Here is a 13822-nt window from a genome sequence, read left to right on the forward strand (position 1 = left end):
ATGAGCTACGACCAGATTGAGGTTCCGGACGACGGCGAGAAAATCACGGTCGACGAGGAGACGGGCGAGCTCTCCGTCCCCGACAATCCGATTATTCCGATCATCCACGGCGACGGAATCGGAACGGACGTCGGCCCCGCCGCACAGAAGGTCCTCGACGCCGCCGCCGAGGCGACCGGCCGCTCTGTCTCTTGGATGCGCGTCTACGCCGGTTCGTCCGCCCGCGACAAGTACGACGAGAACCTCCCGGAAGACACGGTAAGCGCCATTCGCAACCACCGCGTCGCCATCAAGGGCCCGCTCACGACGCCCGTCGGCGCCGGCTTCCGCTCGCTCAACGTCGCGCTCCGTAAGAAGCTCGACCTCTACGCGAACGTCCGCCCGACCTACCACCTCGACGGCGTCCCGTCGCCCGTGAAGAACCCCTCGGCGATGGATATGGTCACGTTCCGCGAGAACACCGAAGACGTCTACGCCGGCATCGAGTGGGAAGCCGGCACCGACGAGGTCCAGCAGGTCAAGGAGTTCGTCGAAGAGGAGATGGGCGCGGACGACGTCATCCACGACGGCCCCGTCGGCATCGGCATCAAGCCCATCACCGAGTTCGGGACGAAGCGCCTCGTCCGCGAGGCCATCGAGTACGCCCTCGAAAACGACCGCGACTCCGTGACCCTCGTCCACAAGGGTAACATCATGAAGTTCACCGAGGGCGCGTTCCGCGACTGGGGCTACGAACTCGCAGAAGAGGAGTTCGGAGACGTCACCATCACGGAAGACGAGCTCTGGGAGGAGTACGACGGCGAGAAGCCCGAGGACAAGGTCGTCGTCAAGGACCGCATCGCGGACAACATGCTCCAGCAGCTCCTGACCCGCACCGCCGACTACGACGTCATCGCCACGATGAACCTCAACGGCGACTACATGTCCGACGCCGCCGGCGCGCAGATTGGCGGCCTCGGCATCGCCCCCGGTGCGAACTTCGGTGAAGGTCTCTGTCTCGCAGAGCCCGTCCACGGCTCCGCACCCAAGTACGCCGGCGAGGACAAGGTCAACCCGACCGCGATGATTCTCTCCGGCCGTCTCATGTTCGAGTACATGGGCTGGAAGGACGCCGGTAAGCTCATCCGCGACGCCGTCGAGAAGACCATCTCGGACGGCGACGTGACCTACGACCTCGAACGCCAGATCGAGGGCGGCAACAAACTCGCCACGAGCGAGTACGCCGACAAGGTCGTCGAGAACATCAACGAACTCGCGTAAGCGAACACACGACTTCTCTCGCGGCACCGACGCCGCACTCGTTTCGCGCCGCTTACAGTCGATTCGGGTCCCGCCAGCGGCGAATCCGGTTCCACAGCGGTCTGACGACGCCGAAGACGACCGCGCCGGCGGTGTCGGCGACGATATCGACGGCCGTGTCTTCCAGGTAGACCGAGCGGGGCCACTCGACCCAAAAGCCGGTGAAGAGACGCTCGTACACCTCGAACCACGTCCCGATTGCGGCGACGGCCATCGGGAGGACGACGAGGAGCGCGAGCCGCGAGTGGAGCAGGCGGGGATTGAGGACGTAGAGAATCGCCGCGACGCCGAACCCGGAGGCGGCGTGGACGAGAATGTCCCACCACCAGATGCGCGTGTAGAGAAACAGCGCCATGCTCGTGAAGTGCGTCACGGTGACGACGCTCCCGAACACGGCGACGGCAGCCATCTCTCGGGGGCGTTCTTCCCAGCCGGCCAACACCGTCTCGTTCAACGTTCGTCTCAGCATGCGCGGGTCGGTAGACGGGGCGGTAGGCGGGGCGGGTCGACTGCGGTGGCGGGGTGCTGTGCCGTATCTCCTGCGAGCGGACGCATAGACGAGAGATAGGACATCATCGATATGTACGTTATCTCGACGGAGCAACACGTTTGGGGTTAAATTAACCCCGCCGACGGGGGCACCGCAGTCGAGTCAGCGGTTCGAGCGGCGGTCGTCGTCCGGCGACTCGCCGCCGTCCGAGCGGACGTGAGTTGAGCGCGGCGGCGAGTCGCCGCGGCGGGCGTCCGCCTGCCCCCGCGACCAGAAGATACCTTCGACGAAGGCGAAAAAGCCGAGGCCGCCGGCCACGTTGACCACGAGGTCTATCGCGGTGTCTTCGGCGTAGTAGGCCATCGACCAGCCCCACCAGAAGTCCTTGAACAGGTACTCGTACACTTCGAATCCCGCGCCGATGGCGAGGAGGGTGGCCGCGACGACCGCCGGGGCGCGAGGGCCGCGGAACGTCTGCGGGAACACGAGGAACAACACGCCCGCGACGCCGAAGCCCGAAAGGGAGTGGGTGAGCACGTCCCACCACCAGATGCGCGTGTAGATGTCGTACGCGAGCCCGCCGAAGTGGAGCGCGCTGACGACCGCGGCCCAGACGCCGACGAACGCCCACAGCCACGGCTCGCGCGCGAGCTTCGAGTGGCTCATCGTTGCCCGCTGCTCGACGTGCTGACCGGGGTGTTCGGCGCGCCGTACGTTGTCCATGGTGAGAGTACGCGTGGGGAGGGCATAGTTAGGGACTACCGTCTACTGAGTGATGACACGGGGTTGATAAATGCTTTCTCCTTACACGTCGTGGCTGAGCCGACCCAAGCCACTCGTTCGAGAGGCTCCAAACCTCCGAAACGCACCGCACGGAGATTCTAGCCCGGGTGGCGGTTCGCGCTCGGCTCAGTCCAGCCACGGCGGGTTGGCCCGCGGCGGCGAGAACACGTCGATGCCGACGACGGTCTCGTCGCCGCGGTTCTCCGCGCCGTGGGGTTCGCCGCCCGCGAGCGAGTAGGAATCGCCGGGGCCGACGACGAGTTCCTCGCGGTCGTCGCCGACGAGGAACGTCAGTTCGCCGGCGACGATGTAGCCGACCTGCTCGTGGGGGTGGTCGTGCACCGGGACCGCCGCGCCAGGTTCGATGCGGAAGTGTTGGACGTTCATCTCCTCGCCGCCCGCGAGGAGCGAGAGGAACACGTTGTCGGCCGCCTCGGCGGACGGCGCGTCGTCGACAGAAACTCGGTCCATGGTGACACGCCACGGGGAGCGAAGATAAATCCGCTGGGGAGACGCCGCCGGGGAGACTCCGCGGGGGTCGGCACCGCGTCGGGGTCCGCGGTCGCTCGTGCTCCCGAACGTTCAAATCCGCCGCCGCGGAACACCGACGTATGTACGCGGTCGTGGGGTGTACGGACTGCGCGAACATGTGGCTGCTTTCGGACCCCGACGGGTCGAAGACGGCGACGTGCCCGCGGTGCGGCAGGCGACACCAGACGAAGAAGCTCCGGCGCTTCTTCGAGTCCGACGACAGGGACGCCGCGCGACAGGCGCGGTCGGCGCTGTTGGCGAAGAAACACGGCGACAGCGAGGCGTTCGCGCAGGTCGAACACGTCTCGGAACTCGACCGGCGAGTCGAGGAGTCGGGTATCGACGACCGCGAGTACCTCGAAGGCTCGGGGCTCGACGCCGACGAGGTGTTCGAGGCGGGCGAGGCCGCCGCGCGGGGGCGAGACTCGTCGTCGGGGTCGCCAGACCGCCTGACGGTCGTCCGCGAGGCGATACGGGACGGCGACCGGCCGACCGAAGAGGAAATCGTCGCGGCCGCGGTCGAACGGGGCGTCCCGGCGGACCGCGCCCGCGACCTGCTCGACAAACTCCGGCGGCGCGGCGAAGTGTCCGAGTCGCGCGGGCGACACCGACTGGTCTGAGATTCGGCGCGGGCGAGCGACCGGCCAACGGGTCCGCGAGCGCGAGCACCTCAGAGCGCGCCGAGGAGCTTCGCCACGGTCAGCGCGGAGGCGACGACGCCGAGTGCGAGCTTCACCAGCCTGAGCGCGAGCGCCACCCGCCGCGCGTCGTCGTACTCGTCGGGCGATTCGGGGTCGGTACCGCGTGTGAGGAGTGGCATGGGAGGGGATAGGGTGTGGACACGCCCGCGGGTGCTCCCCGACGGACGCATTTTCATCGTTTCCGCGGAACCGGAATAAACGCGAGCCACGGGCGCGGAGTGAAAGTGAAAGTGGAGAGTGACGAGCGAATCTACTAGGACAGGCCGGAGAGACGCGAAGAAAAGCAATTCAGCCAGTTCCGGTGGTGGTGAAACTAAAACCGTTCGAGTTATCGGCCGAGTTCGGCGTGGGCGCTGGAGAGATGCCGCGAGGCGAGCGCAGAGAGAAGGGAGAGTTCGCCCGCGAGGGAGCCGACGGCGATGCATTCCGCGAGGGCGTCGGCGTTGGAGCCGGCGGGGTCGCCGCCGCCGCTGACGCCGAGGATGTCGAGGCCCTCGGACTGCGTCGGGAGTTTCGTCCCGCCGCCGACGGTGCCGACTTCGAGGGAGGCGATGGAGACCGAGACGTAGAGGTCGCCGTCCTGCACCTCGGCGGTCGTGATGGCGTTCGCGCCCTCGACGACCTGCGCCTCGTCCTGTCCGGTGGCGAGGAACATCGCGGCGACGACGTTGGCGACGTGGGCGTTGAACCCGAGGCTCGCGGCCTTCGCGGAGCCGACCAGGTTCTTTCGGGTGTTGAGCTCCGCGACCGCTTCGGGCGTGGTGTGCAGGCGTTCTTCGACCACCTCGCGCGGGATGCGAACGTCGGCGGTGACGCTCCGGCCGCGCCCCTCGACGGCGTTGATGGCGGCGGGCTTCTTGTCGGTACAGAGGTTGCCCGAGAGGGCGACGAGCGAGGCGGTCGTCTCGGCTTCGACGACGCCCGAGGCGGCCTCGGTGGCGATGGTTGCCATGTTCATCCCCATCGCGTCCTTGGTGTCGTAGCGGAACCGCAGGTAGACCGAGTTGCCGACGACGTACGGCGTTACGTCGAGGAGTTCGCCGTGGTTCGTCGTCTCCTCGGCGGCCTCCTTCAGCGCCGCGAAGTTGTCGCGGGTCCACGAGACGAGCGCCTCGGCCTCGGCCACGTCGGCGACGCGGAACACCGGCGCGCGGGTCATCCCGGACTTGAGGACACGGGCGGTCGCGCCGCCGGCGCTGTTGATGACCGAACAGCCGCGGTTGACCGACGCGAGAAGCGCGCCCTCGGTGGTCGCGAGCGGGAGGTACTTCTCGCCGGCGACGGAGCCGCCGTCGACGCTGACGGGGCCGGCGACGCCCATCGGCACCTGAATCGCGCCGACCATGTTCTCGATGGCCGACTCGGCGGCCTCGGCGGGGAAGCCGTAGTTCCCGACCGCGTCGAGCGACGCGCCGGACTGCGATTCGACGAGCAGTCGGCGCGCCTCGGCGGCGGTGTCGGCGTCGGCGTGCGCTTCGAGTTCGTGGAGGCGGAGGTCGCCCTCCCGAACGCGGTCTGCGAGGGACGCGGCGTCTGTCATGCTCCGACGTTTCCCGCGCCGGCCCTAACGCGTTCCGGTTCTTCCAACGGCCGCCACCGACCCGGCCGGCGCCACCCGCGACGACCGACCGCCGCCCGGCCACCCCGCCGCCTCCCGAACCGTTTTGCCCTCCCGCGTCGGCGTCGAACGTATGACCGCGGCAGCGGACCTCGTACTGACGAACGCGGAGGTACACACCCTCGGGTCGCCCGACGAGACGCACGAAGCCGTCGCCGTCCGCGACGGTGAGGTCGTCCGCGTCGGCCGCGCGTTCGACGTGGAACTGCTCGCCGGCGTCGAGACGCGGGTCGTCGACTGCGGCGGCCGCGTCGTCCTCCCCGGCTTCATCGACGCCCACACGCACCTCCCGATGGTCGGCCGCTCGCTCGTCCACGCCGACCTCTCGGCCGCCGACTCCCCGGCGGAGGCGGTCGAACTGCTCCGCGAGCGCGCCGCCGAGGTCGAACGCGAAAACGGAGCTGATGGCGACGGAGTCGACGACAACGAGACCGGCGGCGACGGCGGGACCGACTGGGTGCTCGGCTACGGCTACGACGAGAGCACGTGGGACGACTCTCGATACCTCACCCGCGACGACCTCGACGCCGTCTCCGAGTCGCGTCCCGTGGTCGCCTTCCGCGAGGACCTCCACACCGCCGGCGTCAACTCGGTCGTCCTCGACCGCTACGCCGACGAGATGCCCGACGAGGGCGTGCAGACCGCCGAAGACGGAGACGCCGATGACGGCGGCGACGATGACGCCGACACCGCCGGCAAGCCGACGGGCGTCGTGGTCGAAGGCGCGGTCGACGTGCTCCGCGAGGCGACCGAGCCGGGCCGCGAGGAGATGACGGACCTCGTCCGCGCGGCGCAGTCGTACGCGACCGCCCGCGGCGTCACCGGCGTCCACGACATGGTCCGGGGCTCACGCGCGCCCGAGGTCTACCGCGACCTCGACGAGGCCGGCGAACTGGCGCTCCGCGTCCGCATCAACTACTGGTCCGACCACCTCGACGCGCTCCGCGAGGTCGGCCTGCGGACGAACCACGGGGGCGGAAGCCGCGGCGGCCTCGTCACCGTCGGCGGGATAAAGACGTTCACCGACGGGAGTTTCGGCGGGCGGACCGCGAAGCTCACCGAACCCTACGCCGACGCCGCGGCCGACCCCGACGCGGCCGACGACGAGACGGGCCAGTGGGTCGTCGCCCCCGAGGACCTCCGCGACCTCGTCGCCGACGCGGACGAGTCGGGGTATCAGCTCACCGCACACGCCATCGGTGACGCGGCCATCGACGCGGTGCTCGGCGCGTACGAGGCGACCGACGACCCCGGCGCGGCCCGCCACCGGGTCGAACACGTCGAACTCGCGTCCGACGAGGCAATCGAGCGGTTCGCCGAGTCTGGCGTCGTCGCCTCGGTCCAGCCGAACTTCCTGAAGTGGGCCGACGAGGGTGGCCTCTACGACGCCCGGCTCGGCGAGCGACGCCTGCGGACCAACCGCTACCGCGACCTGCTCGACGCGGGCGTGGACCTCGCGTTCGGGAGCGACTGCATGCCCCTCGGGCCGCTTCTCGGCGTCGACCTCGCCACCGACCACCCGAACCCCGACCAGTCGCTCACCGTCACCGAGGCGCTTCGGGCGTACACCTCCGGCGCGGCGGTCGCCGGCTTCGACGAGGACCGACTGGGGACCGTCGCGGTCGGGAACGCCGCCGACCTCGTCGTCCTCGACGAGTCGCCGTGGGAGGCCGACTCGATTCGGGACATCGCCGTCTCGATGACCGTCGTGGACGGTCGCGTCGTCTTCGAACGCGACTGAACGGGTAATCGCCACCGACGGCGGTGTACTTTTGAATAAAATTATTCTTCGGACGGGTAACGACCGTGTTCGAATTCTAATGGCTCATCAGGTGCATTTACCACCGGCGAATCAGTATTGTAGGGAATATCTACGCGTGAGTAGCGAGTATTGAAGAAAAATATTTTTCAATAAGGCCCGATGATTGGACTTCCACCGTGGTGACCAATCGTGGTTGAATTACAGTCGGTCGGGTTCGAGTCGGAGCTCAGCCTGTTCAAATACGACACGCTCGAACAGCTGCCGGAGAGCCACCGCGGCCTCGACGAGGCCGCCCGCTCCCGGCGAATCGCCGCCGCCCGCGAGGAGCTCGGCGACCGAGTTATCGTGCTCGGACACAACTACCAGCGCCGGGAAATCGTCGAGCACGCGGACTTCGTCGGCGACTCCTACGAGCTCTCGAAGCGCGCCGCCGAGTCGGACGCCGAGTACGTCGTCTTCGCCGGCGTGACGTTCATGGCCGAGAGCGCGGACATCATCACCGACGACGACCAGACGGTGATTCTCCCGTCGATGGAGGCGTCGTGTCCGATGGCCGGAATGGCCGAGGCCGTGCAGGTCGACTCCGCGTGGGAGACGCTCGTCGAGGAGTCCGGCGGCAAGGACATCGTCCCCGTGACGTACATGAACTCCTACGCCGACCTGAAGGCCTTTTGCGCCTCCCACGGCGGGCTCATCTGCACCTCCTCGAACGCCGCCGACGCCTTCGAGTGGGCGTTCGAGCGCGGCGACGCCGTGCTGTTCCTGCCCGACAAGCACCTCGGGCGCAACACGGCCGACGACCTCGGCATCGACGAGGTGGTCGAGTGGGACCCGTGGGCCGGCGACGTAGCCGAGTCGATGGGCGCTGCCGGCGAGGTGGACCCCGATATCCCGGAGCTCGGTGACGCCGAAGTCATCCTCTGGGACGGCTACTGTCAGGTCCACGAGCGCTTCCGCCTCGACCACGTCGAAGAAGCGCAGGCCGACGGCGCGAAGGTCGTCGCCCACCCCGAGTGCCGCCCGAGCGTCGTCGCGGCCGCCGACGAAGTCGGCTCCACCAGCCACATCTGCGACGTCGTCGCGAACGCCGACCCCGGCGAGACGTGGGCCATCGGCACCGAAGTCCACCTCGCCCGACACCTCGCGCGCTGGCACCCCGAGGTCGACGTGCGGCCCCTCTGCGGCGACGCCTGCATGGACTGCAACGCCATGCGACAGGTCGACCCGAATTACCTGACGTGGGTGCTCGAAGAGCTCGCCGCGGGCCGCGAACCCAACGTCGTCGAGGTCGCGCCCGAGGAGAAGGAACTCGCCGCGGTCGCGCTCGACCGCATGCTCGAACTATGAAGGCCGACGTGCTCGTCGTCGGCTCCGGCATCGCCGGCTGTGCCGCCGCCCTCGCCGCCGCCCGCGAGGGGGCCGACGTGCTCGTCGTCACGAAGGCGACCGAACCCGAGGACGCCGCGTCCGACTGGGCGCAGGGCGGCATCGCCGTCACTCAGTCCGCGCCCGACGAGTTCGCCGCCGACATCCGCCGGGCGAGCGACGACACCGCCGACCCCGAAGCGATCGAGACGCTCGTCTCCGAGTCCCGCGCCGTCGTCGAGGACGTGCTGTTGGACACGCTCGAAGTCGAGTTCGACGCGGCGAGAGACGGTACTGAAGCCAACGCCGACGCCGACACCGACACCTTCGACCTCGCCCGCGAGGCGGGCCACTCCAGCCGCCGCATCCTCCACGTCGACGCCAGCACCGGCGCGCACGTCCTCCGGCCGTTCCTTCAGCACCTCTCGGCCCGCGACGGCGTGCGAATCGTGGAGGACGCGATGGCGCTTGACCTCCTGACCGAGGAGGGGGTCGTCCGCGGCGCGACCGTCCTCGCGGACGGCGAGGTCGAACCCGTCTTCGCCGGGGCGACCGTCCTCGCCACCGGCGGCATCGGGGACTGTTACGCCCGCTCGACCAACCCCGCAGGCGCGACCGGCGACGGCGTGGCGATGGCCGCGCTCGCCGGCGCGACCGTCTCGGACATGCAGTACGTGCAGTTTCACCCGACCGCGTACGACCCCCGGACTGACCCACGGGCCGACGACGACGCGCGACCGTTCCTCGTCAGCGAAGCCGTTCGCGGCGAGGGCGCGACCCTGCGCGACGCCGACGGCCGCCGATTCATGCCCGACGTGCACGACGACGCCGAACTCGCCCCCCGAGACGTGGTCGCCCGCGCCGTCTCCCGCGCCCGCGACCGGTCCGGCCGCGTCGTCCTCGACGTGTCCGACCTCGACTTCCGCGATGAGTTCCCCGACCTCGCGGCGCTCTGCGACGACCGCGGCGTCGACCTCGACGCCGGCATCCCGGTCGCGCCGAGCGAGCACTTCCTCTGCGGCGGCGTCGCCGTCGACGACCGCGGGAGGGCCTCCCTCCCTCGGCTGTTCGCCGCCGGCGAGTGCGCCCGCACCGGCGTCCACGGCGCGAACCGACTCGCCTCGACCAGCCTGCTCGAAGGCCTCGTCTGGGGCGTCCGCGCCGGCGAAACGGCGGCCGACCGGGGTCGCGACGAGGCCGAGACCGTCGAGTACGCGCCGCCGCGCGACTCCGACCCGGCGCTCCCCGACGCCTTCGCGGACGCGAAGTTCGACCGCCTCGGGCGGACGATGGACGAGCTCGTCGGCATCGAGCGCACGCCCGACGGCCTCGACACCGCCCGAGCGCGACTCCGTCGCCTGAAGGGCGAGGTCGACGCCTACGCCCGCACCCGCGTCTCGCGGTCCGTCTACGAACTCCGGAACGCCTGCGTCTCGTCGCTCCTCGTCGCCCGCGCGGCCGCCGACGCGCCATCGGCCGGCTGTCACTCGCTCGTCGACCCGGACGGACGCGATGGGGGCGACGGAAGCGACGGAAGCGACGACGCCGGACGGGGGGTGACGCCGAGTGCTGACGACTGAGACGGTCGAGCGCTGGCTGGCCGAGGACGTCGGCCACCGCGACGTGACGAACGACGTGCCCGGCGACACCACCGGGCGACTCGTGGCCAAAGAGCCGGCGGTCGCCGCCGGTCTCGACGCCGCCGTCGCCGTCTTCGACTCCCTCGGCGTCGAGGCCGAGAAAGCGGTCGCGGCCGGCGACGCGGTCGAATCGGGCGACGAAGTCCTGCGGGTCGACGGCGACGCCCGGAACGTCCTCCGCGGCGAGCGCGTCGCCGCCAACGTCGTCGGCCACGCCTCCGGCGTCGCCACCACGACCCGCGAGGCCGTCGCCGCCGCCCGCGAGGTTTCCGATTCGGTTCGGGTCGCCGCGACCCGCAAGACCACCCCCGGCCTCCGCGGCGTCGAAAAGCGCGCCGTCGTCGCCGGCGGCGGCGACACCCACCGCCTCACGCTCTCGGGGATGGTGATGGTCAAGGACAACCACATCGCCGAACTCGGGTTGGAGGCGGCCGTCCGCCGCTTCGCCGCGCGCAAGTCGTTCGCGACGAAACTCGAAGTCGAAGTCGAGACGCCCGAGATGGGCGAGCGCGCCGCGGCAGCCGGGGCCGATATCGTCCTGTTCGACAACCTCCCGCCCGAGGCGGTCCGCGAGGGCGTCTCCCGACTCCCCGAAGGCGTCATCTCGGAGGCCAGCGGCGGCATCACGCCGGAGACGCTCCCCGCCTACGCCGACACCGGCGTCGACGTGGTGTCGATGGGGTGGCTCACCCACAGCGCGCCGAGTGCCGACGTCTCCTTCCGAACCGGGTGAGCGGCGGGCGTTTCGCTCGACCCGGACACCGCCGCCGCCGGTCGAATCCACACGTTCTTTGCGTCGTGTCGAGACCATGGGACGATGACTTCGTGGCCCGTCACCGCCCGGCTGCGCTCTCCGGTCGCGAAGTACTACGCCTACAAGACGACCGAGTTCGTCTCGTTCACGACTGCCATCTGGATTCTGTTCGTCCGCTCGCGGGGCCTCTCGTTCGCTGAAGTGGGCGCGCTCAACAGCGTCTGGTGGCTCGCGCTCGTCGCGGCCGAGATACCGACCGGCTACCTCGGCGACCGGCTGGGCCGCCGGAGCGCGATGGCCCTCGGCACGGCCGTCATCGCCGTCTCGACCGCGGCGATGGGCCTGTCGGAGACGTTTCTCCAACTCGCGGTCGTCTACGGCGCGTGGGCGGTCGGCCAGACGTTCCGGTCCGGCAGCGACGACGCGTGGCTCTACGACCTCTTGGCCGAGACCGACGAGACCCACGAGTTCGCCGCCGTCCGCGGGCGCGCCACCGGCGTCGGCCTCGCAATCGGCGCGGTGACGACCCTCGCCGGGGGCCTCCTCGCCGACGCGACGAACTACGCGGTCCCCTTCTTCGCCACCGCCGCGGTGACGGCGCTGGGCGTCCCGATTCTGCTGTCGGTCCCCGAGACCGGAGCCAACGGCGGCGACTTCACGCCGCGGACGGCGCTTCGGGTCATCCGCGAGAAGCTCTCGCGCCCCCCGCTCCGCGGCTTCGTCGCCTACTTCGCGCTCCTGTTCGGCGTCGCCAACATGGTGTACATCTTCGACCAGCCGATTCTCCGCGACGTGGCGCTCGACCTCGGCGTCCCCGCGTCTGCGACGAACACCGCCGTCAGCGCCTCCTACGCGCTGTTCTCGCTCGTCGCGGCCGCGGCGACGTTCCGCGCCGGCTGGGTCGAATCCCGCGTCGGCGTCCGCCGGTGGTTCCTCGCCTCGCCGCTCGTGCTCGCGGTCGCTTACGCGTCGGTCCCGCTTTTCGGGCCGCTGGCCTTCCCCGCGTTCGCGGTCGCCCGCGGCGTCACGAACGTCTCGTCCGTCCTCGGGAACCAGTACGTCAACGACCGGGTGGACTCGGTCGGCCGCGCAACCGTCCTCTCGGCCGCCGGGATGCTCTACTCGCTCGCTGTCGTCCCGTTCGAACTCGCCGGCGGGGTCGTCGCCGACGCCCTCTCGCCGGCCGGCGCGCTCGCGCTCTTCGGCGGGGTGCTCGTCGTCGGCGCGGGCCTCCTCTGGACGGTCGAGCGACCCGTCTGAGGGTTCGGGGTGGGGCGGCCAGCGCGCTCGGTTCGTGGGAGGCCCGCCGCCCACGCCGAAGGGAAAACCCCTTACTGTCGGTCGTCGCACTCGCGGGCAATGGGCTTCTTCGACGACCTCCGCGACCGCATCGAGGCGACAGACAGCGTCGTCTCGGTCGGCCTCGACGCCGACATCGACCGCATCCCCGACCACCTGCTCGACAAGGACCTGCCGCGCTGGGCGTTCAACCGCCGCATCATCGACGCGACCCACGAGCACGCCGCGGCGTTCAAGCCGAACGCGGCGTTCTACGAGGACGAAGACGGCTGGCGCTCCCTGCGCGAGACCATCGCCTACGCCCACGGCAAGGGCGTGCCGGTCCTCTTGGACGCCAAGCGCGCCGACATCGGCAACACGACCCGCAAGTACGCCGACCTGCTCGACGACGCCGACGCCATCACCGTCAACCCCTACATGGGCCGCGACTCCATCCAGCCGTTCCTCTCGCGGGAAGACAAGGGCGTGTTCGTCCTCTGTCGCACCTCGAACCCCGGCGGCGCGGACCTCCAGTCGCTCGAACTCGACTCGGGCGAACCCCTCTACGAGCGCGTCGCGGCGCTCTGCGACCTCTGGAACGAACACGGGAACGTCGGCCTCGTCGTCGGCGCGACCGGCCCCGAGGAGCTGGAACACCTCCGCGAGCAGGTGCCCGACCTGCCCTTCCTCGTCCCCGGCGTGGGGGCGCAGGGCGGCGACGCCGAGGCCGCCGTCGAGTTCGGCCTCGCGGACGGCGTCGGCCTCGTGAACTCCTCGCGCGGCATCATCTTCGCCGGCGAAGACAGCGGCGAGGACTTCGACAAGGCCGCCGGACAGGCCGCAAAGCGCCTCAAAAAGCGGCTGAACCAGTACCGCTGAGGCGACGCAGGCGGTCGATTCTCCCGGCCGAATCGTCCGGCGGTCGCCGCCCGGCGAGACGTTTACCACCGTGGCCCCCTAACTGCGCCCGTGGACCGAGACCGACTCGTCATGGGGCTCGCGGCGGTGTTCGCGGGCATCACTATGCTCCTCGTCGTGTTGGCGTTCGCCTACCGACAGCTCTTGTTGCTGTTCGTCGCCGTCCCCTTCGGCGCGACGACGTACTTCATGTACGCCCACGTCAGCGGCCGCCTCCACGAGCGGTTCCGCCGGACGCGCGTCCGCGCCGACGCCGGACGCGGCGGGTTCGGTTTCCGGTCGGAGCGACGGCGAGGCGACCGCCGGGAGACCGGTGGCTTCGGCGCTGGCCCGCGCGGCGACCCACAAGAGGGTCCGCGTGCCGGGCGGTTCGGCCCTAACGCCGGTCCCGACGGCGGATTCGACGGCGACCGCCGCCGGCGACAGCGAACCCGCGGTGACGGGCCGAGCGTCCGCCCGCCGCGGCGCGGCATGAGTCGGCAGCAGGCCCTCGACACGCTCGACCTCGACGGCGACGCCTCCGCGGACGACGTGAAAGCGGCCTACCGCGAGCGGGTCAAGGAGACCCACCCGGACTCGAAGACCGGCGACGAGGAGGCGTTCAAGCGCGTCAACCGCGCCTACGAGCGTCTGACCGACTGAGCGTGGCTCGGTTTCGTTCGCATTCGACCCTCATGGGCCTC

14 protein-coding genes are annotated in these 13822 nt (G+C 70.0%); 9 read left to right on the forward strand and 5 right to left on the reverse strand.

The window, feature by feature from the left end; all coding sequences use genetic code 11:
• Positions 1 to 1260 (forward strand): isocitrate dehydrogenase (NADP(+)), encoded by a 1260-nt coding sequence (gene icd, locus ACSR87_RS02855; RefSeq protein WP_498529433.1) that lies wholly within the window; start codon positions 1 to 3, stop codon positions 1258 to 1260.
• Between the two features lie 52 nt (positions 1261 to 1312).
• Here icd and ACSR87_RS02860 read toward each other — a convergent pair whose 3' ends face one another.
• From ACSR87_RS02860 to ACSR87_RS02870, 3 genes are all read right to left on the reverse strand, one after another.
• The gene (locus tag ACSR87_RS02860) at positions 1313 to 1768 is read right to left on the reverse strand and encodes a DUF2238 domain-containing protein (RefSeq protein ID WP_008575886.1); all 456 of its coding nucleotides are present in this window, start codon (positions 1766 to 1768) and stop codon (positions 1313 to 1315) included.
• A gap of 183 nt (positions 1769 to 1951) precedes the next feature.
• Positions 1952 to 2455 carry a DUF2238 domain-containing protein gene (locus ACSR87_RS02865; RefSeq protein ID WP_008575884.1) on the reverse strand — a complete coding sequence of 168 codons (504 nt, stop codon included), beginning with the start codon at positions 2453 to 2455 and terminating at the stop codon, positions 1952 to 1954.
• A 243-nt stretch (positions 2456 to 2698) separates the two neighbouring features.
• Entirely contained in the window at positions 2699 to 3043 is a 345-nt protein-coding gene (locus ACSR87_RS02870; protein ID WP_498529434.1) for a cupin domain-containing protein, read from the reverse strand.
• Between the two features lie 140 nt (positions 3044 to 3183).
• Between ACSR87_RS02870 and ACSR87_RS02875 the strand changes: the two genes are divergently transcribed.
• Positions 3184 to 3723, forward strand: coding sequence for a DUF5817 domain-containing protein (locus ACSR87_RS02875; RefSeq protein ID WP_498529435.1), 540 nt, complete (start codon positions 3184 to 3186; stop codon positions 3721 to 3723).
• 50 nt (positions 3724 to 3773) lie between these two features.
• On the opposite strand, the gene ACSR87_RS02880 is transcribed toward ACSR87_RS02875, so the two are convergent.
• Complete coding sequence (locus ACSR87_RS02880; RefSeq protein ID WP_167344103.1) at positions 3774 to 3923, reverse strand: hypothetical protein; 150 nt, start codon at positions 3921 to 3923, stop codon at positions 3774 to 3776.
• A gap of 209 nt (positions 3924 to 4132) precedes the next feature.
• Entirely contained in the window at positions 4133 to 5344 is a 1212-nt protein-coding gene (gene hmgA, locus ACSR87_RS02885; RefSeq protein WP_498529436.1) for a hydroxymethylglutaryl-CoA reductase (NADPH), read from the reverse strand.
• 151 nt (positions 5345 to 5495) lie between these two features.
• Here hmgA and ACSR87_RS02890 point away from each other — a divergent pair, with 151 nt between their 5' ends.
• The 7 genes from ACSR87_RS02890 (at position 5496) to ACSR87_RS02920 (ending at position 13781) form a co-directional block, all read left to right on the forward strand.
• A complete protein-coding gene (locus tag ACSR87_RS02890; protein ID WP_498529437.1) occupies positions 5496 to 7163 on the forward strand; it encodes an amidohydrolase in 1668 nt (555 codons plus the stop codon).
• A 210-nt stretch (positions 7164 to 7373) separates the two neighbouring features.
• Entirely contained in the window at positions 7374 to 8531 is a 1158-nt protein-coding gene (gene nadA / locus ACSR87_RS02895) for a quinolinate synthase NadA (protein ID WP_498529438.1), read from the forward strand.
• Complete coding sequence (locus ACSR87_RS02900) at positions 8528 to 10129, forward strand: L-aspartate oxidase (RefSeq protein ID WP_498529439.1); 1602 nt, start codon at positions 8528 to 8530, stop codon at positions 10127 to 10129. The genes nadA and ACSR87_RS02900 overlap by 4 nt, the downstream gene beginning before the upstream one ends.
• Positions 10116 to 10922, forward strand: a complete 807-nt coding sequence (gene nadC / locus ACSR87_RS02905) for a carboxylating nicotinate-nucleotide diphosphorylase (protein ID WP_498529440.1) — start codon at positions 10116 to 10118, stop codon at positions 10920 to 10922. The genes ACSR87_RS02900 and nadC overlap by 14 nt, the downstream gene beginning before the upstream one ends.
• Positions 10923 to 11006: 84 nt before the next feature.
• Positions 11007 to 12203: an MFS transporter gene (locus tag ACSR87_RS02910; RefSeq protein ID WP_498529441.1), complete on the forward strand. Its 1197-nt coding sequence runs from the start codon at positions 11007 to 11009 to the stop codon at positions 12201 to 12203.
• Between the two features lie 99 nt (positions 12204 to 12302).
• A complete protein-coding gene (pyrF, locus tag ACSR87_RS02915; protein ID WP_498529442.1) occupies positions 12303 to 13100 on the forward strand; it encodes an orotidine-5'-phosphate decarboxylase in 798 nt (265 codons plus the stop codon).
• Positions 13101 to 13190: 90 nt separating this feature from the next.
• Positions 13191 to 13781, forward strand: a complete 591-nt coding sequence (locus ACSR87_RS02920; protein ID WP_498529443.1) for a J domain-containing protein — start codon at positions 13191 to 13193, stop codon at positions 13779 to 13781.
• Positions 13782 to 13822 lie beyond the last annotated feature (41 nt).

The sequence above is a fragment of the Haloferax sp. SDI50 genome (assembly GCF_059802635.1).